Genomic DNA, 21623 nt, shown 5'->3' on the forward strand with positions numbered 1-21623 from the left:
CTGATGACCAACCGTCTGGTGTTGTCCGGCACCGTGTGCAGGATGCCCCTTCGAAAGGTCAGCCCGTCAGGAATTCCTCATTGCCAGTTCGTGCTTGAGCATCGTTCTGTGCAGGAGGAAGCCGGTTTTCACCGGCAGGCGTGGTGCCAAATGCCCGTTATTATTAGCGGACACGAGAACCAGGCCATTACTCACAGTATAACGGTCGGTAGCGCAGTCACCGTTCAAGGGTTCATTAGTTGCCATAAGGCAAAGAACGGCTTGAGTAAAATGGTTCTGCATGCCGAGCAGATTGAATTGATAGATTCTGGAGACTAGCCATATGGCACGTTATTTCCGTCGTCGCAAGTTCTGCCGTTTCACCGCGGAAGGCGTTCAAGAGATCGACTATAAAGATATCGCTACGCTGAAAAACTACATCACCGAAAGCGGTAAGATTGTCCCAAGCCGTATCACCGGTACCCGTGCAAAATATCAGCGTCAGCTGGCTCGCGCTATCAAACGCGCACGCTACCTGTCCCTGCTGCCGTACACTGATCGTCATCAGTAATCGGTCACGGTCCATTAATACGACTTTGAGAGGATAAGGTAATGCAAGTTATTCTGCTTGATAAAGTAGCAAACCTGGGTAGCCTGGGTGATCAGGTAAACGTTAAAGCGGGCTATGCTCGTAACTTCCTGGTACCACAGGGTAAAGCTGTTCCAGCTACCAAGAAAAACGTTGAGTTCTTCGAAGCGCGCCGCGCTGAACTGGAAGCCAAACTGGCTGACGTTCTGGCCGCTGCTAACGCACGTGCTGAAGCAATCAACGCACTGGGCACCGTTACCATCGCGTCCAAATCTGGCGACGAAGGTAAACTGTTCGGTTCCATCGGTACTCGCGACATCGCTGACGCTGTTTCTGCAGCTGGCGTTGCCGTTGCGAAGAGCGAAGTTCGCCTGCCGAACGGCGTTCTGCGCACCACCGGTGAGCACGAAGTAGACTTCCAGGTTCACAGCGAAGTCTTCGCTAAACTGGTTGTTAACGTTGTAGCTGAGTAATTTTTTACTCAACTCACGTCGATGCGCCGGCCTTGTGCCGGCGTTTTGCTTTTTAGCGCCTGCCTGATTTTTATCTGGTATGGTAGCTATTCTCGCCACTTTCTGGATGATAAAATAAAACATGATTTTATTTCCGGTAAAGTTAATGGACGCTTCCTCTCCGACCCCCTCGATTTTTGCTAATAAAAAAGTAGCTTATGTCTGCGCGACGCTATGCTGTCTGCTGTGGGGCAGTTCTTATCCCGCGATAAAAAGCGGTTATGAACTTCTGCACATCGCCACCGATGATGTCCCCTCAAAAATTGTTTTTGCCGGCTATCGCTTCCTCTTTGCGGGCTTATTGTTGCTGCTGTTTGCGCTGGCGCAGCGCAAACCCATCGCCCGACTCAATGGCCGCCAGTGCGGGCAGCTGGCGATGCTGGGGCTAACGCAGACCGCTATCCAGTACGCCTTCTTCTACGTCGGCCTGGCATTCACCACCGGAGTGAAGGGATCGATTATGAATGCCACCGGGACGTTCTTCAGCGTTCTGCTGGCGCATTTTATCTACCAGAATGACCGGCTCAGCTATAACAAAACTATCGGCTGTGTGCTGGGCTTCGTCGGCGTGATGTTGGTGAACTTCAACACCTCATTGGGCGATTTTAATTTTGTCTGGCAGGGCGATGGATTTGTCGTGCTGGCGGCGTTCATCCTCTCGGCGGCGACGCTCTACGGCAAACGCATCTCGCAAACCGTCGACCCAACGGTGATGACCGGCTGGCAACTGGCCTTCGGCGGCCTGGTGCTGGTGGCGGGCGGGTATTTGACCGGCGGGGAGCTACGGATGCACAGCCTGACCGCAGCGATGATCCTTGGCTATTTAACTCTGCTGTCGTCGATAGCTTTCGCACTATGGAGCGTGCTGCTCAAGCACAACCGCGTCAGTATGATTGCGCCGTTTAATTTTGTTATCCCGGTGGCCGGAACGGTGCTGTCAGCGGTCTTTCTTGGCGAGAATATCTTTGAGTGGAAGTACGCGATCGCGCTGGTGCTGGTGTGTGTAGGGATCCGCTGGGTGAACAAAAGCCAGGCGCGTTAGGCCGGGAGTACAACCCGGCCTAAGCGAAGCGTTTATCGCGCGCGCACGAAGCTGCCGTTCGACTGGCGGGTGAACAGCACCTGCTGGCCGTTGCCGGTATCAATAGTGAGGCCGGTGACCACGCCGTTGGCGTTCTGGCGAATTTGCACTGTTTGTCCACTTTGCAAGGTGCTTAATGGTTTGCCGGCGCCTTCGACCTGCGCCATGGCATAGACGTCAGTGGCTGGCAGTCCGTGGTCGCGGAACAGCTGCGCCAGCGTTTTGCCGGATTCAATCCGGTAGGTGCGCCACTGCTGTTCAATGCCCGGAGCAGACTGCTGCTGCGCCGGTTGTTGATACGGCTGAGAAGAGGAAGCGGTTTGCGTCTGGTCTGGCTGTTCATCCTGAATGGCTTCAGGCGCCACAGGCGCAACCTGGTCGGCATCGCTGACCGTCGGTGTATTGGTGATTGGCGGAAGCGGCACGGCCTGATTGCCCGAACCTTGCGGCTGAGACTGGGACTGCAGATCGAGATTAGCTTCGCGGCTGGCCTGGGTCGGCGTGCTGTTATCGCCGGAGGGGAGCAGGAAACCAATAATGACCAGCAGGAAGCCGGCAATGATGCCGCGGCGATGCATGGGCGGTAGCGGATCCATGAGACGAAGTTGATCCGGGGCGTGCCAGATCTTCGCCAGGGTAGATGTCAGTTCAAAGCGCCCGGGCATGGCTTTCCTCCTGCTCCGCATATTTTTATCCTGCTTATGAGTATAGACGGCTAACGTCCTGAAGGTAGAGGTTAACCTGATATCGCCTATTGTTTCTGTTTCGCTGAGATTTGTCATCATCCACCGACAAAGTTTTACCCATTCCTCTATGGCTGTTATGCTTTCGAACGCTTTTCTCAAGATGTTTATCACCCAAAAAAGGAACAAAGATGGCAACCCCGACTTTTGACACTATCGAAGCGCAGGCAAGTTACGGTATCGGCTTGCAGGTTGGACAACAACTGAGCGAATCCGGCCTGCAGGGGCTGCTGCCGGAAGCGCTGGTTGCCGGCATTGCCGATGCGCTGGAAGGTAATCAGCCGCAGGTGCCGGTTGAAGCCGTACACCGCGCGCTGCGTGAAATCCATGAACGCGCTGACGCCGTGCGTCGCGAGCGCTTCCAGGCGATGGCCGCTGATGGCCAGAAATACCTCGATGAAAACCGTGAAAAAGAAGGCGTGAACAGCACTGAATCCGGCCTGCAGTTCCGCGTACTGACGCAGGGCGAAGGCCCGATCCCGGCGCGCACCGACCGCGTACGCGTTCACTACACCGGCAAACTTATCGACGGTACCGTGTTCGATAGCTCCGTGGCCCGCGGCGAACCGGCTGAATTCCCGGTGACCGGCGTGATCGGCGGCTGGATCGAAGCGCTGACCCTGATGCCGGTGGGTTCCAAATGGGAGCTGACCATTCCGCACAACCTGGCTTACGGCGAGCGCGGCGCGGGTGCTTCTATCCCGCCATTCAGCACCCTCATCTTCGAAGTTGAGCTGCTGGACATTATATAAGCACCAGGGGCTTCCTCTCCTGTCAGGGGGAGGGAGCCAACAAAAATAGTGCAAAATCCTTAAGTTATAAATTTATTGGAATTTTGTATTGCATATAAGTTCGTTGAGTGTATTTTTGTGAGCTGTTTCGCGTTACATTGGTGATATAACACTCACTTTAAACATAAAATTAACATTATATCTAAATCATAGTATTCATCCCTCCGATTCTTACCTAATATCGATAAACCCTCTTGCCAGGGTTGCGACAAATGACAGGCCAACAGAGCCTGAACAACACAGACAGGTACAACAGGAAGAAAATCACATGGTAGATCAGGTCAAAGTCGTTGCCGACGAGCAGGAGACGACTGAACAATCGCTACGGCGAAATCTCACTAACCGGCATATTCAGCTTATTGCTATCGGCGGGGCGATCGGCACCGGGCTGTTTATGGGTTCCGGCAAGACCATCAGTCTCGCCGGGCCATCCATTATTTTTGTTTATATGATCATCGGTTTTATGCTGTTCTTCGTCATGCGCGCGATGGGCGAATTGCTGCTGTCAAACCTCGAATATAAATCATTCAGTGATTTCGCCTCCGACCTGTTAGGGCCGTGGGCGGGGTATTTTACCGGCTGGACCTACTGGTTCTGCTGGGTGGTCACCGGGATGGCGGACGTTGTCGCCATCACCGCCTACGCGCAGTTCTGGTTCCCCGGACTTTCTGACTGGGTCGCTTCGCTGGCGGTTATCCTGCTGCTGCTGGGCCTGAACCTCGCTACCGTGAAGATGTTTGGCGAAATGGAGTTCTGGTTCGCGATGATCAAAATCGTCGCCATCGTGGCGCTGATCGTGGTCGGCCTGGTGATGGTGATGATGCACTTTAAATCGCCGACCGGCGTTGAAGCCTCATTCGCGCATCTGTGGAATGACGGCGGCTGGTTCCCGAAAGGCCTCAGCGGCTTCTTTGCCGGTTTCCAGATAGCGGTATTCGCCTTCGTGGGTATTGAGCTGGTGGGTACCACCGCGGCGGAAACCAAGGACCCGGAAAAATCGCTGCCGCGGGCGATCAACTCCATTCCGCTGCGTATCATTATGTTCTACGTCTTCGCGCTGATTGTGATTATGTCGGTGACACCGTGGAGCTCCGTCGTGCCGAGCAAGAGCCCGTTCGTTGAACTGTTTGTTCTGGTCGGCCTGCCGGCTGCCGCCAGCCTGATCAACTTCGTGGTACTGACTTCCGCCGCCTCTTCCGCTAACAGCGGAGTGTTCTCCACCAGCCGTATGCTGTTCGGTCTGGCGCAGGAAGGTCAGGCGCCGAAAATGTTCGCCAAGTTGTCTAAACGTGCGGTGCCGGCGAAGGGCTTAACCTTCTCCTGCATGTGCCTGCTGGGCGGCGTGGTGATGTTGATGGTCAACCCGAGCGTGATTGCCGCGTTCACCATGATCACCACGGTGTCGGCAATTCTGTTCATGTTCGTCTGGACCATTATCCTCTGCTCTTACCTGGTCTATCGTAAAAAGCGTCCGCAGCTGCACGAGAAGTCCATCTATAAGATGCCGCTGGGTAAAGTGATGTGCTGGGTGTGCATGGCCTTCTTCGTCTTCGTACTGGTGCTGTTGACGCTGGAAGATGATACCCGCGAGGCGCTGATGGTCACCCCGCTGTGGTTTGTTCTGCTGGGCGCAGGCTGGCTGTTTGCCGGTAAAAAACGTCTGGCGAAATAAAAAAGGCCACCCGGAGTGGCCAATAAACTGACAATGTCGAGAGGGCGCCTGCGGGCGCCTTTTTTTATGATTTTCCGGCGAGGGCACGCGGGAACAGCACGTTATTTTCCAGACTGATGTGCTCCATCAGGTCGTCAATCATCTCGTTAATGCCGTTGTACATCGCTTTCCAGGTGGTGCAGGCTTCCGGCGGCGGTGTCACGTTATGGGTGATGTGCTTGATGACTTCCAACAGTTCGCCCGCCTCGTCGTGCTCGCTTTCCATCACGCTGATAGGACCACCGGCCTGGGTTCCCATCCCCTGTTTGATCATCGGGAACAGAATCTGCTCTTCTTTCATCATGTGGCTGGAGAGCTCCTGGTGCAGCATGGTCAGGTATTTAGTTAGCCCTTTTGGCACGTTCGGTTTATCGGCGTGGACGCGTTCAACCTTGGTTGCCTGCAGGATCAGTTCCGGCAGCTGTTCACGGTGACGATCATGATAGCGAACGATGATGTGGTCGATGATGTCGGTGAACGGCGCGGCGCGCCAGTCGCGCTCGATCGGCTGCTCGGCCAGTTTTGCCAGTTCGGCTTCAATCGCCGCGACGTCCAGCGCTTTGCGCGCCGCCGCGCGATCCAGGGTTTGTTTGCCGCCGCAGCAGTAATCCATATCGTATTTACGGAACAGCGCGGAGGCGCGCGGGATGCTCAGCGCCAGCTCGCCTAAAGGTTGGTCACGGAAAGCCATAGCAGTTACCTCGTCATCAAGAATATAAGATGTATATTAAATGCATCTTTAATCCATGGGAATACCCCTTTAGGATACCAGGCTATTTTTTTGGCTCGACGCGCAGTTCCTGCAGAACCGGTTTTTCCGGGCGGGCGCGAACCGCCGACACCACACCGAGCACCAGCAGCAGGATCCCGCTCAGCGTCAGCAGCGGAGGCAGACTCTGGCGTAGCAGGAAGGTGTACAGCAGACCGGCCAGCGTCTCGAAGACGATCAGCGGCCCGAGGATCACCGTCGGCAGGCGCTGGCTGGCAATGTTCCAGCACAGTGCGCCGACCCACGAGCAGAGCACGGCGATCGCCAGCATCAGGACGATGAACACCGCCGGGCGCGGGCCGAAGGGGAGCGGGAAGTCGCTATGCTGGCCCTGCAGCCATCCGCAGGCGGCAATATAACCGACCAGCGATACCGGCAGGGTGACCAACGCCTGCGCGGTGGCCCACATCATCGGCGGCTTATCCGGGTTTTCACGCAGCCAGCGGGCGTTGCGCAGGGCGTACCACGCCCAGCAGACGACGGCGATCAGCGCGAGAACAATGCCCGAACCATAGCGCCACGGGCTGAAATCAGGAAGCCCGTGCTGCAGCTCCGCCACGTTGACGCACACCAGCCCCAGGGCGATACAGATTAGCGCCGGAAATAGCCGCCGCCACGGTAGCTTGCCATCGCGCTGGCTATACAGTAGGTTGGCGCACACCGGCAATACTACCGGCAGGGTGCCGATAATCATTGTCGAGACCGGCGCGCCGGTGCGCTGAATGGCGCTGGCAAGACAGAAGTAATAGATCAGGTTCCCCATCATGGTCAGCGCCAGCGCGGTCCACCAATCCTTGCCGTTCAGCTGCCGCAGACGCGCGCGGCCGAGCCACGCCAGCGGCAAGGCGATAAGTCCCAGCGCCAGATAGCGCCCCATCGACTGCAGCACCGCGGGATATTCCGGCACCAGCAACGGGCCGACGAAAATCAGCCCCCACATTAACCCCGCCAGCAGGGCATACAACACGCCGCTAATCATGATGACATCCATCTTCAGTTTGCTTGCGCCAAGTGTAGGAGGGCGCGAGGGTAAGAATATTGTATGAGATTGCGCTTTAGCGCCCGGCGACCTGTTTTTGATAACGCACCGGCGTGATGCCGTAGCGACGGGTGAAGGCGCGGGTTAAATGTGACTGGTCGGTTAATCCGGCGGCGATGGCCACTTCGGCGGCGGGCATGCCGTGGGTCAGAAACGCCTTGGCGCGCCACAGGCGAATCGCCATCAGCATCTGGTGCGGGGTAACGTGAAAGTGGGCTTTAAACTGGCGCTGGAAGTGATAGGGGCTGAGCGCTGCCACCTGCGCCAGTTCATCAAGGCTGACGGCGCGCATATAGTTATCGTGCAGGTAGTCGCGTACCCGATCGAAGCGGTGCGCCGCTTCCGGCGCCATTGGCGCATGGTGAGCCAGCGGGCGGAAGGTATCAACCAGGTCGAGTAGCATCCCTTGCTGCGCCAGCGGATCGTCAGCGTGCCACAGGCCGTAAATCAGTTGGCCGATTTGCCGGGCGCGCTGCGGCTCCTGGCGCACGACCTCACTGAACCACCAGTGGCGAACGCCGGTGAAGGCTTCCAGCCGATCCGGCTCCAGATAAATCATCCGGTAGCGCCAGCCTTCGGCGGTTTCCGCCTCGCCGGTATGGAGCTCATCCGGATTCATGGTGACGATGGAATTGGCTGAAGCGACGTGCTGACTACCGCGATAGCGAAAGCGTTCGGCGCCTTGTTCAATCACGCCGATGCCGAAGGCTTCGTGGGTATGCGGTTCAAAGGCATAACGAGAAATATGGGCGTGATAGAGCTCTACGCCGGGAAGTTGTTCGAGATGGCGAAAGCGCGCGCGGTCTTTTTCATCGCTAAATTGTGGTGGTACGCCCTGCATGCCGTGTCTCCCGACGATTCATCCCTTCAATATTAGAGATGAAGCGCCGGGACGCAACCGCAAAAACTGACAGGGATTGGTTAGATGATGCCTTTTACGCTATCGGCAAGCGACGTGGTCGGGCGGCCAATCAGTTTGCTCAGGGTGCGGCTGTCGTCAAACAGTCCGCCTTTCGACGCGCCGGTATCGGAATCCGCCAGCATATCGGCAAGCCCGGCCGGCAGGCCGACGTTCTTCAACGCGGCGGCGAAATCGGCTTCGCTGAGGTTCTGATAAACCACATTTTTCCCGCTTTGCTTGCTCAGCTCGGCAGCCAGTTCGCTCAGAGTCCAGGCGTTGTCTCCCGCCAGTTCGTAAACTTTCCCGGCATGGCCCTCGCCGGCGATAACGTGGGCGGCGGCGGCGGCATAATCGGCACGGGTGGCGGAGGCGATTTTACCCTCCCCGGCGGCGCCAATAAACACGCCGTGTTCCAGCGCCGGCGGCGCGCTGGCCAGATAGTTTTCGGTATACCAGCCGTTGCGCAGCAGCGCGTAAGGAATACCGGAATCAGCCAGCATTTGTTCGGTTTCGATATGTTCACCGGCCAGGCCCAGCGGTGAGGTATCGGCGTGCAGCAGGCTGGTATAGGCGATAAATTTCACCCCAGCGGCTTTGGCGGCGTTGATGACGTTACGGTGCTGGACGGCACGCTGGCCGACCTCGCTTGATGAGATTAATAGCAGTTTATCAACCCCCTGCAGCGCGGCAGTAAGCGCGGCTTCATCGCCGTATTCGGCCTGGCGCACAATCACGCCCTGCTGGCTGAGCGCTTGCGCTTTCGCCGGGTTGCGGACAATCGCCACAATCTGGCTGGCGGGGACGGTTTTTAACAGATCATGCAGTACGTGCTGGCCAAGCTGGCCGGTGGCGCCGGTAATCGCGATCATAGTTCTTCTCCTTCGTGTTCATTGGCAGTTGTGGTAAGCTAACACCTTAACTAACTTTTAGTAAGTACGTACAAAAAGGTAAGTATAAAATGGCCGAACCGACGCTGAGCGACAAACTGCGCAACGGGGATCTGTTTGCTGAACAGTGCCCGTCGCGTGATGTGCTAAAACACGTGACCAGCCGCTGGGGCGTGTTGATTCTGGTGGCGCTTCGCGAGGGGACTCACCGCTTTAGCGATCTGCGGCGCAAAATGGGTGGCGTCAGCGAAAAAATGCTGGCGCAATCCTTACAGGCGCTGGAACTGGATGGCTTTATCGACCGCGTCTCGTATCCGGTGGTGCCGCCGCATGTTGAATATAGCCTGACGCCGCTCGGTCTGCAGGTGAGCGAGAAGGTGGCGGCGCTGGCGGACTGGATCGAGCTGAATCTCCCCGCGGTGCTGGCTAACCACGGGGAGTGAAAAAGTATCACTCTCTGTAACCCCGGATAGTGGCTGGCGCCTTATCCGGGCTACCAGCCACCTCCGCTTTGTAGCCCCGGTAAGCGCAGCGCCACCGGGGAGCTGTACCCGGATAGCGGCTGGCGCCTAATCCGGGCTACCAGCCAGCTCCGCTTTGTAGCCCCGGTAAGCGCAGCGCCACCGGGGAGATATACCCGGATAGCGACTGGCGCCTAATCCGGGCTACCAGTCAGCTCCGCTTTGTAGCCCCGGTAAGCGCAGCGCCACCGGGGAACAGGCATTATTGACTCAAATCCAGCTGATAAATAGCGAAACCGATATCATCGGTCGCTACCTGCCGCATCGGATACTGTGCTTTCTCTTTGATAAACGCCGCGGCTTTGTCGCCAGGCGAGGTCTCAAAGCGAATATCCAGCGGCGTTTTGCTGTGAATCGGCGCCAGACGCCAGTTGTTATCCGCCGCCGGATGGATCGCACCATCCTTCTTCGACTGCGCGCCAATCCACGCCGCCAGCACCGAACGGTTTTCGTCCGGGGAGGCAAAAGCGATATGGTCGTCGCCGGTACCGGCGAATTTGCCGCCGTAGGCGCGATAGTTATTGGTGGCGACGAGGAAGGTGGCCTGCGGATCGATAGGCTTACCGTTAAAGGTCAGGTCTTTAATGCGTTCTGACTGCGGGTGAATCATCTGGCACTCGCCGTCGTAGCGCGCCGGTTGACTCACATCGATCTGGTAATTTACGCCGTCAATCACGTCGAAGTTATAGGTGCGGAACCCGTCCCAGTTAATCAGCGACTGCGGTTTGCTGCTGGCGGGGTCAATCTGGTTAAACTGCCCGGCTGAGCATTCGAGCCACTCCTTGACCTCTTTACCGCTTACCTTCATCACCACCAGCGTGTTCGGGTAGAGATAGAGGTCGGCGGCGTTACGGAAGGTGAGCTGGCCTTTTTCCACTTCGACAAAGCTTGCTGGATCGTTTTTACGCCCGCCTACTTTAAACGGCGCGGCGGCGGAGAGTACCGGCAGTTTAGCCAGATCCGGATCGCCCTGGATGTAGTGCTCGACATAGGCCTTTTGCGCCATGTTGACCACCTGCACCGTCGGGTCGTCCTGCACCAGCGCCAGGTAGCTGTACATGTTGTCGGCGGACTTGCCGATAGGCTTGCTGACGAATTCGCGTGTGGCGTCGTGATCGGCTTTCAGCACCGCCACCATTTTACTATCTTCCGCCGCCAGCGACTTTTTCGCTACCGCGTCGTAAATAGGTCGCGCTTCGGCTTTGGCCTGAGCCACTTGCCATTTACCGCTATCGTTATTCAGCACTAAATCGACCACCCCGAGATGATCGCCCCACATTCCCGGCATCACCGCCGGGATCCCGTTCAGCGTACCTTTGGCGATATCTGCGCCTTTAATGGTGGCGAAGTCTTTACCGGGGAACACCGCGTGGGCGTGGCCGAACATGATGGCGTCAACGCCGGGTACCTGGCTTAAGTAGTAGACCGAGTTTTCCGCCATTGCCTGATACGGATCGGCGGAGAGCCCTGAATGCGCGACCACCACGACCACATCAGCGCCTTTCGCGCGCATCTCCGGCACGTACTTGCGCGCGGTTTCGGTGATGTCGTTGACCTTCACCTTGCCGTTGAGGTTGGCTTTATCCCAGGTCATGATCTGCGGCGGCACAAAACCGATGTAGCCGATGCGCAGGGTATGGGGCTGACCATCGCTATCCTGAACCTGGGTATCCTGAATCAGGTAGGGCGTAAACATCGGTTTCCCGGTTTTTACATCAATAATATTGGCATTAACGTAAGGGAACTTCGCCCCGGCTAGCGCTTTATGCAGGAAGTCGAGGCCATAGTTAAATTCATGGTTGCCCAGGTTGCCGACGGCGTAATTCAGGGTGTTCATCGCCTTGTAAACCGGATGCACATCCCCCTCTTTGAGCCCTTTTGCCGCCATATAGTCGCCCAGTGGACTACCCTGAATAACATCACCGTTATCCACCAGCACGCTGTTTTTCGCTTCCGCGCGGGCTTGTTCAATCAGGCTGGCGGTTCTGACCAGGCCGAATTTTTCCGTCGCGGCATCTTTGTAGTAATCGAAATCCATCATATTGCTGTGCAGATCGGTGGTTTCCATGATCCGCAGGTCGACCGTCGCCGCGTTGACGCTGGCCGCCACCAGCGTGGCCAGCAGCGTTGCGCTAAACTTAATCATCAGAGGCGTCCTTTTTTATGAGCAATGGCACAAAAGAAAATGTATTTACATTCTGTTGCTTACAGAATTGTGAATTCTGCCAGAAAAGCGTGAATGGAAACCGCTAGTGTTATCACAGATAGCGGAACTGGTGATGATGCGATATAAATAAAACAACGAGTTAACGCCACTGTAACCAGAAGAGGTGGAGAATGTTAGAACAAGTATGTCAGCTTGCACGGACCGCGGGCGATGCCATCATGGATGTCTACGATGGGAACCAGCCGATGGATGTGAGCAGCAAAAAGGATGATTCTCCGGTTACCGCGGCGGATATCGCCGCGCATAAAGTCATTGTCAGCGGCCTGCAGGCGCTGGATGCCACAATCCCCATCCTCTCCGAAGAGGATCCGCCGGCGTGGGAAGTGCGTCAGCACTGGCAGCGCTACTGGCTGGTCGACCCGCTGGACGGCACCAAAGAATTTATCAAGCGCAATGGCGAATTCACCGTTAATATCGCGCTGATTGAAAACGGTAAACCGACGCTGGGCGTGGTGTACGCACCGGTGATGAAAGTGATGTACAGCGCGCAAAATGGCAAGGCGTGGAAAGAAGAGTGTGGCGTGCGCAAGCAGATTCAGGTTCGCGATGCTCGCCCGCCGCTGGTGGTGATTAGCCGCTCCCATAGTAATGACCCGGAGCTGCAGGAGTATCTGGAGCAACTGGGCGAGCACCAGACCACCTCAATCGGTTCGTCGCTGAAATTCTGCCTGGTGGCGGAAGGCCAGGCGCAGCTCTATCCGCGCTTCGGGCCGACCAGCACCTGGGACACCGCTGCCGGTCATGCGATCGCGGTAGCCGCCGGGGCGCATGTTCACGACTGGCAAGGCAAAACTCTTGACTACACGCCGCGTGAATCCTTCCTCAACCCCGGCTTCCGGGTCTCTATTTATTAAGCAGCTTATGCAGCAGGTCGACGACCTGCTGCACCTCTTGCTGGGTCAGCGCGCCGTCTTTTGCCCACTGAACACGGCCGTTTTTATCTAACACCACAATTGCCGAACTGCCTTCATCGAGCTGCCAGGCTTTGCGCGCGAGGCCATTGCTGTCGACGATAAACTGCGACCACGGATAGAGCTGCTTGTTGCTCTCGATGCTGCTGCGCACGAACATCCCGGAGCCGGGGATCGCGTCGTCGGTATTGACGATGGTGGTGGTCTGGTAGCGGTCGTGCGGCAGGCCAGCCGCCTTAATCGCCTCAATCAGATTGGCATTTTTCTCTTTTGCCGAGGTGCGCCCGGCAATATGCTGGATGACGCGCACTTTTCCCGCCAGCTGCGAGCTATTCCAGTTTTTGTAGCTAAACTTATCGTTATTCAGTATCAGTTCTCCGCGATCGGCGATGCCTACCGGCGCGACGCGCTGACCATCGACAAAATTATGCGCCGAAGCCATAAGCGGTAACAGGAGGGCGGAAACCGCCAGCAACTTACGTAGGGTCATGAGATATCCTTTTTTATATGCAGGTGATCCGACCACTTGGTCTTGTTTAATGATAAGTGCGAATTGTCGCCATTACCCGCAAGCGTGATGCCAGTTTGCGTGCCAACGCACACATTCAATAAAAAACGGAAACTTATACTAACAACTACGTATGCCTGAAACGAAAATTCTGAATTATTGTCATCAAAGGGTAAAAAAACTTCTACAGACTGGGTGACTTCGGAAATCTGGACTATAGTTTTAGGGCATTAAAATTTGCGCTCCCGATACGCGGGCTAACTGTGGCACCGCAGGAGCGTAACCCTGGCAGGAGACAACAATGAAAATTTTCCAACGCTACAATCCGCTGCAAGTGGCGAAGTACGTGAAGATCCTGTTTCGTGGACGGTTGTACATCAAGGACGTTGGCGCTTTTGAATTTGATAAGGGCAAAATCCTTATCCCGAAGGTTAAGGACAAGCTGCATTTCTCAGTGATGTCCGAAGTCAATCGTCAGGTTATGCGTCTGCAAACTGAGACCGCATAACGTGGTATGACGGCACGAAAAAAAACGGCTCCCGATGGGAGCCGTTGATGTTTTCAGGGCCGCTTACGCCGCGCCTTTTTCTTTCTTCGCCGCTTCTTCGATATCAGGCAGTTTCGGTACCAGCACCGTTGGTTTGTTGTCGATACGGGTAACCAGTAGTTGGTCGATACGGTAGTTATCGATATCCACCACTTCAAACTTGTAGCCAGAGAACTTCACCGCATCGGTGCGTTTCGGGATCTTACGCAGCATGAACATCATAAAGCCGCCGATGGTCTCGTAATTATCGGACTGCGGGAATTCATCGATATCCAGCACGCGCATTACGTCGTCGATCGGCGTCCCGCCGTCAATTAACCATGAGTTCTCATCGCGGGCGACGATTTGCTCTTCCAGCCCCTGGCCGACCAGGTCGCCCATCAGGGTGGTCATGACGTCGTTGAGAGTGATAATCCCCACCACCAGCGCGTATTCGTTCATGATCACCGCGAAGTCTTCGCCGGCGGTTTTAAAGCTTTCCAGCGCTTCAGAGAGCGTCAGGGTATCCGGCACGATCAGCGTATTGCGGATCTGCACGCCGCCGGTTAACACCAGGCTCTGATTTGCCAGCACGCGGTTCAGCAGGTCTTTTGAATCGACGTAGCCGATGATGTGATCGATATCCTCGTTACATACCAGGAACTTGGAGTGCGGATGTTCCGCCACTTTATTCTTCAGGCTCTGCTCGTCTTCGTGTAAATCGAACCAAATCACGTTTTCGCGCGGCGTCATCGAAGAGGGGACGGTACGGGATTCCAGCTCAAAGACGTTTTCAATTAATTCGTGTTCCTGTTTACGCAGCACCCCGGCCAGCGCGCCGGCTTCCACCACCGCGTAGATATCATCGGAGGTGATGTCGTCTTTACGCACCATCGGGATTTTAAACAAGCGGAAGATGTTGTTCGCCATGCCGTTAAACAGCCACACCAGCGGGCGGAAGACCAGTAAACAGAAGCGCATCGGGTTGATGATGCGCAAAGCCACGGCTTCTGGCGCAATCATACCGATGCGTTTCGGCGTCAGGTCAGCAAACAGGATGAACAAGCTGGTGACCAGGGTGAAAGAGAAAATAAAGCTCAGCTGCTCGGAAAGCTCCGGCGACATGTAGCGGCTCAATACGCTGTGAAACGCGGGTGAAAATGCGGCATCGCCGACGATACCACCCAGAATGGCCACGGCGTTGAGGCCGATCTGCACGACGGTGAAGAAGGTGCCAGGGTTTTCCTGCATTTTGAGAACGCGCTGCGCATTCACATTGCCTTCATCAGCCAGCAATTTGAGTTTGATTTTACGTGATGCGGCCAGTGAGATTTCAGAGATCGAAAAAAATGCACTGACGGCAATAAGGAAAAGTATTACTAAAATACTGTTTAACATATCTTTTCTGACCGTTGAGGCCAGATCCTCGGAAGGGAAGTGGATAACTCTTTTAATGTGGAATACATAAAAAACCGGTCCGAAGGCGCTGGACCGGCTATGACACAGCGTAGTATAGCGTAAATGTCTGTAAAGCCACCAGAGCGATAATTATTCTCGCCAGCGGCCTCTTCTACAGGATTACGCCTGCGGAGGGAGGCAAACGCCAATCCCGCCGATACCGCAGTAGCCGTACGGATTTTTGTGCAGGTACTGCTGATGATCGTCCTCGGCATAGTAGAACGGTTTTGCCGTGGCGATTTCAGTGGTGATCTCGCGGGTATCGTTGGCGTCGCGCATCGCTGCCTGGTAACGCAGCATGCTGGCCTGCGCCGCTTCAAGCTGTTCCGGCGTCAGCGGGTAGATAGCCGAACGGTACTGCGTGCCGTGGTCGTTACCCTGCTGCATCCCTTGCGCTGGATCGTGGTTCTCCCAGAAAACCTGCAGCAGTTGTTCATAGCTGATGACCTGCGGGTCATATACCACGCGCACCGCTTCCGCATGCCCGGTATCGCCGCTGCACACTTCACGATAGGTAGGGTTTGGCGTGTAGCCGCCGGTATAGCCCGCCGCGGTGCTGTAGACCCCCGGCAATTGCCAGAACAGACGCTCGACGCCCCAGAAGCAGCCCATCGCGAACAGCGCTACCTCCATTCCTTCAGGAACGTTGGTCATTGAGTGGCCGTTAACGGCGTGGAGTGTTGCTACCGGCATCGGCGTGTTGCGCCCCGGCAGCGCATCCGCCTGGGCGACAAGATGCGTTTTATCAAATAGACTCACGGTTGGCCTCGCAATTTGTGGTTAAGGTTGTAACGTCGCGTATCTTTTTAGACAATAAACACGCTCAATACGTCTAAATTTAAACATAAGAATTATTTGGGTTACCGTCACTTTTTCAACCCTTAGTTGTTAGGGTTTTGTTAAGCCGTGGAGCGGCACTTGCGTTTCCTTCGGGGGGAAACAAGGATATTCAGGAGAACACGTGCAACAAATCCGCCAGATATGCGTTACCAGCCTTTTGCTGGTCAGCGGGGTCGCCAGCGCAGCGAATGTGCGTTTGCAGGTTGAGGGGTTATCCGGGGAACTGGAAAAAAACGTCCGCGCCCAACTATCCACGATCCAGAGCGATGAGGTCACGCCGGACCGTCGTTTTCGCGCGCGCGTCGATGACGCCATCCGCGAGGGCCTGAAAGCGCTGGGTTACTATGAACCCACCATCGATTTCGATCTGCGTCCGCCGCCCAAAAAAGGGCGTCAGGTGCTGATTGCCAAAGTGACTCCCGGCGAGCCGGTGCGCATTGGCGGCACCGAGGTGATCCTGCGCGGCGGCGCGCGCACCGACCGCGATTACCTGGATCTGCTGAAAACGCGTCCGGCAATTGGCACGGTGCTCAATCACAGTGATTATGACGGCTTCAAAAGCTCGCTCACCAAGGTGGCGCTGCGCAAAGGCTATTTCGATAGCGAGTTCAATAAAAGCCAGCTCGGCGTGTCGCTCGATCGCCATCAGGCTTTCTGGGACATTGACTACAACAGCGGCGAGCGCTACCGCTTTGGCCCGGTAAGCTTTACCGGTTCGCAGATCCGCGAAGAGTACCTGCAAAACCTGGTGCCCTTTAAACAGGGTGATTATTACACCTCGCAGGATTTGGCGGAGCTGAACCGCCGCCTGGCGGCGACCGGCTGGTTTAACTCGGTGGTCGTCGCGCCGCAGTTTGATAAATCACGTAAAACCAAGGTGCTGCCTCTGCAGGGCGTCGTTTCGCCACGCAAAGAGAACACCGTGGAAACCGGGGTCGGCTATTCGACAGACGTCGGGCCGCGCGTGAAAGCAACGTGGAAAAAGCCGTGGATGAACTCCTACGGCCACAGCCTGACCTCCAGCGTTAGCCTCTCCGCGCCGGAACAGCAGCTCGATTTCAGCTATAAAGTCCCGCTATTAAAAAGCCCGCTTGAGCAGTATTACCTGATGCAGGGCGGTTTTAAGCGTACCGACCTTAACGATACCAAGGCCGATTCCACCACCCTGGCGCTGTCGCGCTATTGGGAGATGTCGAGCGGCTGGCAGCGCGCGATTAACCTGCGCTGGAGTCTGGACCACTTTACCCAGGCTAACGTCACCAATACCACTATGCTGCTTTATCCCGGCGTCTCGGTAAACCGCACCCGCTCCCGCGGCGGCCTGATGCCGACCTGGGGCGATTCCCAGCGCTATTCGGTGGACTACTCCAACACCATGTGGGGCTCGGACATTAACTTTATCGTCATGCAGGCGCAGGACGTGTGGATCCGCACCCTCTATGACCGCCACCGCTTCGTGGTGCGCGGCAACCTCGGCTGGATTGAAGCCGATGACTTCAGCAAAGTCCCGCCGGATCTGCGTTTCTTCGCCGGTGGCGACCGCAGCATTCGTGGTTATAAATACAAGTCGATCTCGCCGAAAGATGACGACGGCAAGCTGATCGGTGCGTCAAAGCTGGCGACAGGCTCGCTGGAGTATCAATACAACGTCACCGGAAAATGGTGGGGGGCGATGTTTATTGACAGCGGCGAAGCGGTGAGCGACATCCGTAAAAGCGATTTTAAAACCGGCGCGGGCGTCGGCGTGCGCTGGCAATCGCCGGTCGGGCCGATCAAGCTGGATATCGCCAGACCTATCGGCGACAAAGAAGAACACGGTTTACAGTTTTATATCGGTCTGGGGCCTGAATTATGAATTTATGGAAGAAGATAAGCCTCGGCGTATTACTCTTTTTAGTGTTGCTGATTGGCGCGGTCGGCTTTTTAGTCGGCACTACTACCGGTTTGCATCTGGTACTGAAAGCGGCGGACCGCTGGGTGCCGGGGCTGGAGATCGGCAAGGTTACCGGCGGCTGGCGTGACCTGACCTTACAGAACGTACGCTTCGAACAGCCGGGCGTAGCGGTGACGGCCGGCCAGTTCCATCTCGGCGTCAAGCTGCGCTGCCTGTGGGATAGCAGTCTGTGCGTTAACGATATCTCGCTGCGTGATATCTACGTCGCTATCGATACCAAAAAGATGCCGCCTTCGGCGCCGGTAGAGGAAGAAGATTCCGGCCCGCTGAACCTCTCGACGCCATACCCCATTACCCTCAGCCGCGTGGCGCTGCATAACGTCAATGTCAAAATCGACGACACCGCCGTTTCGCTGCGCGATTTCTCCACCGGCCTGAACTGGCAGGAGAAAAACCTGACACTGACGCCGACCTCGCTGCAGGGGTTACTCATCGCCCTGCCGAAGGTGGCGAAAGTGGCGCAGGAGCAGGTTGTGGAGCCGAAAATTGACCATCCGAAACCGGAAGAGAAGCCTCTCGGCGAGACGATGAAAGATCTGTTCTCGCAGCCGGTGCTGCCGGAAATGGTCGATGTGCATCTGCCGCTGAATCTTAATATTCAGGAGTTCCGCGGCGAACAGCTGCGCCTGACCGGCGATACCGATATGACCGTCTACAACCTGCTGCTGAAGGTCAGCAGCATCGACGGGCAGATGAAACTTGATGCGCTGGACGTCGATTCCGACCAGGGCAAGGTTACCGCTTCCGGCACCGCGCAACTGCAGGATAACTGGCCGGTCGATATTACTCTCGACAGCACGCTGAACATCGACCCGCTGAAAGGCGAGAAGGTGAAGCTGAAAGTAGGCGGCGAGCTGCGTAAAAAACTGCAGGTCGGCGTTGATTTAGCCGGCTCGGTGGCCATGACCCTGCGCGCCGAAGCGCAGCTGGCGGAAGCCGGTCTGCCGCTGAATATGGAAGTGAAGAGTAAGCAGCTGTACTGGCCGTTTACCGGCGAGAAACAGTTCCAGGCGGATGATCTGCATCTGAAATTCAGCGGCAAAATGACCGACTACACCATGGCGTTTAGTACCGCGGTGAAAGGACAGTCGCTGCCGCCGGCTAAAATTACCCTTAATGCTAAAGGCAATGAACAGCAGGTGAACCTGGATAAGCTGACCGTAGCGGCGCTGGAGGGGAAAACCGAACTGAAAGCGTTGCTCGACTGGCAGCAGGCGATCAGCTGGCGCGGCGAATTGACCCTCGATGGCATTAATACCGCCAAAGAGGTGCCGGACTGGCCGTCGAAGCTGAACGGGATTATCAAAACCCAGGGTAGCCTGTATGGCAGCAGCTGGCAGATGGCGGTTCCTGAGCTGAAAATTACCGGCAACGTGAAACAGAATAAAGTGGATGTCCACGGCTCGCTGCAGGGTAACAGCTATATGCAGTGGAAAGTGCCTGGACTGCATCTGGCGCTTGGCCCAAACAGCGCCGATGTGAAAGGCGAGCTGGGGGTGAAAGACCTCAATCTCGACGCCACCATCGATGCGCCGCATCTCGATAACGCGTTGCCGGGGCTCGGCGGTACGGCGAAAGGTCTGCTGAAGGTGCGCGGCACCATCGATGCGCCGCAGCTGCTGGCGGATATCACCGCTCGCGCTTTACGCTGGCAGGAACTGACGGTAGCTCAGGTCAACGTCAAAGGCGACGTCAAATCCAGCGACCAGATTGGCGGTAATCTTGACGTACGCGTCGATCGTATCAGCCAGCCGGGCGTTAACATCAGCCTGGTGCAGTTGAATGCCAAAGGGACTGAGAAGCAGCATGATTTACATCTGCGCGTACAGGGCGAGCCGGTGTCTGGCCAGTTGACGCTGGCGGGCAGCTTCGATCGTAAAGAGGAGCGCTGGAAGGGCACCCTGAGCAATACCCGTTTCCAGACGCCGGTCGGGCCGGTAGCGCTGACGCGCAACATTGCGCTGGATTACCGTAATCAGGAACAGAAAATCAGCATCGGGCCACATTGCTGGAGCAACCCGAATGCCGAGCTGTGCGTACCGCAGACCATCGATGCCGGCGCCAGCGGGCGCGCGGTGGTCAATCTCAACCGTTTCGATCTGGCGATGCTGAAGCCGTTTATGCCGGAGGCGACCCAGGCAAGCGGCGTGTTTAGCGGTAACGCCGATGTGAGCTGGGATACCACCAAAGAGGGGCTGCCGCAGGGCAAAGTCACCCTCAGCGGGCGCAACGTCAAAGTCACCCAGACGGTCAACGACGCACCGCTGCCGGTGGCTTTCGATACGCTTAACCTCAGCGCCGACCTGCATAACAACCGGGCGCAGTTGGGCTGGCTGATACGCCTGACCAACAACGGCCAGCTTGATGGCCAGGTGGAGGTGACCGACCCGCAGGGGCGGCGTAACCTGGGCGGCAACGTCAACATTAGCAACTTCTCGCTGGCGATGATTAACCCGATCTTCGCTCGCGGCGAGAAAGCAGAAGGCAAGCTTAATGCCCGTCTGCGTCTGGGCGGCAACTTACAGAGCCCGCAACTGTTTGGTCAGATGCAGTTGAGCGGCGTTGATATCGACGGCAACTTTATGCCGTTTGATATGCAGCCGAGCCAGCTGGCGATGAACTTCAATGGAACGCGTTCGACCCTGCAGGGGACGGTGAATACCAAACAGGGGCAGATTGCGCTGAGCGGCAACGCCGACTGGACGCAAATCGACAACTGGCGCGCGCAGATTGCGGCGAAGGGCAGCCGGGTGCGCATTACCGTGCCGCCGATGGTCCGCCTGGATGTTTCTCCGGACGTGGTGTTTACCGCCACGCCAAGCCTGTTTAACCTCGATGGCCGCGTTGACGTACCTTGGGCGCGTATTGTAGTGAACGAGGTGCCGGAGAGCGCGGTGGGCGTCTCTTCCGATGAGGTGATGCTGGATAAAGATCTGAAGCCGATTAAGCCGCAGAGCGCCGGTATTCCGATCAACAGCAACCTGACGATTCACGTCGGCAACAACGTGCGTCTGGACGCTTTCGGCCTGAAAGCGCGTCTGACCGGCGATCTGAAAGTGGCGCAGGATAAGCAGGGGCTGGGGCTCAATGGCCAGATCAATATTCCGGAAGGTCGTTTCCACGCTTATGGTCAGGATCTGATCGTGCGTAAAGGCGAGCTGCTGTTCTCCGGGCCGCCGGATCAGCCGCTGCTCAATATCGAAGCGATTCGTAACCCGGAAGCCACCGAAGACGACGTGATCGCCGGCGTTCGCGTCACCGGTTCTGCCGATCAGCCGAAGGCCGAGATCTTCTCCGACCCGGCAATGTCGCAGCAGGAAGCGCTTTCTTATCTGTTACGCGGTCAGGGTTTAGGCAGCGAACAGAGCGATAGTGCGGCGATGACCTCAATGCTTATTGGAATGGGGGTTGCACAAAGTGGTCAGGTTGTGGGTAAAATCGGCGAGACGTTTGGCGTAAGCAATTTGGCGCTGGATACCCAGGGGGTAGGCGACTCCTCCCAGGTGGTAGTCAGCGGCTATGTGCTGCCAGGTCTTCAGGTAAAATACGGCGTCGGCATCTTCGACTCTTTGGCGACGCTTACTCTGCGTTATCGCCTGATGCCTAAGCTATATATGGAAGCGGTGTCTGGCGTAGACCAGGCTCTCGATTTGCTCTATCAGTTTGAGTTTTAGCA

Annotated in this window: 20 protein-coding genes; 11 read left to right on the forward strand and 9 right to left on the reverse strand. The window is 56.4% G+C overall.

Going from position 1 to position 21623, the window contains the following annotated elements:
* Positions 1 to 3: 3 nt before the first annotated feature.
* From priB to PGR79_RS19735, 4 genes are all read left to right on the forward strand, one after another.
* Positions 4 to 318, forward strand: coding sequence for a primosomal replication protein N (gene priB, locus PGR79_RS19720; RefSeq protein ID WP_015704181.1), 315 nt, complete (start codon positions 4 to 6; stop codon positions 316 to 318).
* 4 nt (positions 319 to 322) lie between these two features.
* Positions 323 to 550, forward strand: coding sequence for a 30S ribosomal protein S18 (rpsR, locus tag PGR79_RS19725; RefSeq protein WP_000135199.1), 228 nt, complete (start codon positions 323 to 325; stop codon positions 548 to 550).
* 41 nt (positions 551 to 591) lie between these two features.
* A complete protein-coding gene (gene rplI / locus PGR79_RS19730) occupies positions 592 to 1041 on the forward strand; it encodes a 50S ribosomal protein L9 (RefSeq protein ID WP_015368607.1) in 450 nt (149 codons plus the stop codon).
* Between the two features lie 145 nt (positions 1042 to 1186).
* Positions 1187 to 2122, forward strand: a complete 936-nt coding sequence (locus PGR79_RS19735) for a DMT family transporter (RefSeq protein WP_213317441.1) — start codon at positions 1187 to 1189, stop codon at positions 2120 to 2122.
* Between the two features lie 32 nt (positions 2123 to 2154).
* Here PGR79_RS19735 and PGR79_RS19740 read toward each other — a convergent pair whose 3' ends face one another.
* Positions 2155 to 2826, reverse strand: a complete 672-nt coding sequence (locus PGR79_RS19740) for a LysM-like peptidoglycan-binding domain-containing protein (protein ID WP_015368604.1) — start codon at positions 2824 to 2826, stop codon at positions 2155 to 2157.
* 209 nt (positions 2827 to 3035) lie between these two features.
* On the opposite strand from PGR79_RS19740, the gene fklB reads away from it, so the two are divergent.
* Both fklB and cycA read left to right on the forward strand, forming a co-directional pair.
* On the forward strand, positions 3036 to 3656 hold the full coding sequence (gene fklB / locus PGR79_RS19745; RefSeq protein ID WP_002886687.1) for an FKBP-type peptidyl-prolyl cis-trans isomerase: 621 nt from the start codon (positions 3036 to 3038) through the stop codon (positions 3654 to 3656).
* Positions 3657 to 3963: 307 nt separating this feature from the next.
* Entirely contained in the window at positions 3964 to 5367 is a 1404-nt protein-coding gene (cycA, locus tag PGR79_RS19750; RefSeq protein WP_015368603.1) for a D-serine/D-alanine/glycine transporter, read from the forward strand.
* A gap of 64 nt (positions 5368 to 5431) precedes the next feature.
* Here the strand turns inward: cycA and ytfE are convergent, their stop codons facing one another.
* From ytfE to PGR79_RS19770, 4 genes are all read right to left on the reverse strand, one after another.
* Complete coding sequence (gene ytfE / locus PGR79_RS19755; protein WP_213317443.1) at positions 5432 to 6097, reverse strand: iron-sulfur cluster repair protein YtfE; 666 nt, start codon at positions 6095 to 6097, stop codon at positions 5432 to 5434.
* Between the two features lie 82 nt (positions 6098 to 6179).
* Positions 6180 to 7154 carry a DMT family transporter gene (locus tag PGR79_RS19760; protein WP_162750236.1) on the reverse strand — a complete coding sequence of 325 codons (975 nt, stop codon included), beginning with the start codon at positions 7152 to 7154 and terminating at the stop codon, positions 6180 to 6182.
* 76 nt (positions 7155 to 7230) lie between these two features.
* Complete coding sequence (locus PGR79_RS19765; protein ID WP_020079805.1) at positions 7231 to 8055, reverse strand: AraC family transcriptional regulator; 825 nt, start codon at positions 8053 to 8055, stop codon at positions 7231 to 7233.
* An 80-nt stretch (positions 8056 to 8135) separates the two neighbouring features.
* Entirely contained in the window at positions 8136 to 8984 is an 849-nt protein-coding gene (locus PGR79_RS19770; RefSeq protein ID WP_045386747.1) for an SDR family oxidoreductase, read from the reverse strand.
* Between the two features lie 89 nt (positions 8985 to 9073).
* Here PGR79_RS19770 and PGR79_RS19775 point away from each other — a divergent pair, with 89 nt between their 5' ends.
* Positions 9074 to 9445 (forward strand): winged helix-turn-helix transcriptional regulator, encoded by a 372-nt coding sequence (locus PGR79_RS19775; protein WP_087858307.1) that lies wholly within the window; start codon positions 9074 to 9076, stop codon positions 9443 to 9445.
* A 280-nt stretch (positions 9446 to 9725) separates the two neighbouring features.
* On the opposite strand, the gene PGR79_RS19780 is transcribed toward PGR79_RS19775, so the two are convergent.
* Positions 9726 to 11669, reverse strand: a complete 1944-nt coding sequence (locus PGR79_RS19780) for a bifunctional 2',3'-cyclic-nucleotide 2'-phosphodiesterase/3'-nucleotidase (RefSeq protein ID WP_430922335.1) — start codon at positions 11667 to 11669, stop codon at positions 9726 to 9728.
* 191 nt (positions 11670 to 11860) lie between these two features.
* Between PGR79_RS19780 and cysQ the strand changes: the two genes are divergently transcribed.
* Entirely contained in the window at positions 11861 to 12604 is a 744-nt protein-coding gene (gene cysQ, locus PGR79_RS19785; protein ID WP_430922337.1) for a 3'(2'),5'-bisphosphate nucleotidase CysQ, read from the forward strand.
* Here the strand turns inward: cysQ and PGR79_RS19790 are convergent.
* Positions 12594 to 13151, reverse strand: a complete 558-nt coding sequence (locus PGR79_RS19790) for a YtfJ family protein (RefSeq protein ID WP_430918867.1) — start codon at positions 13149 to 13151, stop codon at positions 12594 to 12596. The genes cysQ and PGR79_RS19790 overlap by 11 nt on opposite strands.
* 319 nt (positions 13152 to 13470) lie before the next feature.
* Between PGR79_RS19790 and PGR79_RS19795 the strand changes: the two genes are divergently transcribed.
* Positions 13471 to 13677, forward strand: coding sequence for a DUF1107 domain-containing protein (locus PGR79_RS19795; RefSeq protein WP_015368594.1), 207 nt, complete (start codon positions 13471 to 13473; stop codon positions 13675 to 13677).
* Positions 13678 to 13740: 63 nt separating this feature from the next.
* On the opposite strand, the gene PGR79_RS19800 is transcribed toward PGR79_RS19795, so the two are convergent.
* The gene (locus PGR79_RS19800; protein WP_015368593.1) at positions 13741 to 15093 is read right to left on the reverse strand and encodes a hemolysin family protein; all 1353 of its coding nucleotides are present in this window, start codon (positions 15091 to 15093) and stop codon (positions 13741 to 13743) included.
* Positions 15094 to 15273: 180 nt separating this feature from the next.
* Positions 15274 to 15912 (reverse strand): peptide-methionine (S)-S-oxide reductase MsrA, encoded by a 639-nt coding sequence (msrA, locus tag PGR79_RS19805; RefSeq protein WP_015368592.1) that lies wholly within the window; start codon positions 15910 to 15912, stop codon positions 15274 to 15276.
* Between the two features lie 202 nt (positions 15913 to 16114).
* Between msrA and tamA the strand changes: the two genes are divergently transcribed.
* Positions 16115 to 17848, forward strand: coding sequence for an autotransporter assembly complex protein TamA (gene tamA / locus PGR79_RS19810; RefSeq protein ID WP_063443878.1), 1734 nt, complete (start codon positions 16115 to 16117; stop codon positions 17846 to 17848).
* A complete protein-coding gene (gene tamB / locus PGR79_RS19815) occupies positions 17845 to 21621 on the forward strand; it encodes an autotransporter assembly complex protein TamB (RefSeq protein WP_430922339.1) in 3777 nt (1258 codons plus the stop codon). Before tamA ends, tamB begins: the two co-directional genes overlap by 4 nt.
* Positions 21622 to 21623 lie beyond the last annotated feature (2 nt).

The organism is Klebsiella sp. 141161, assembly GCF_050600815.1.
GTDB lineage: Bacteria > Pseudomonadota > Gammaproteobacteria > Enterobacterales > Enterobacteriaceae > Klebsiella > Klebsiella aerogenes.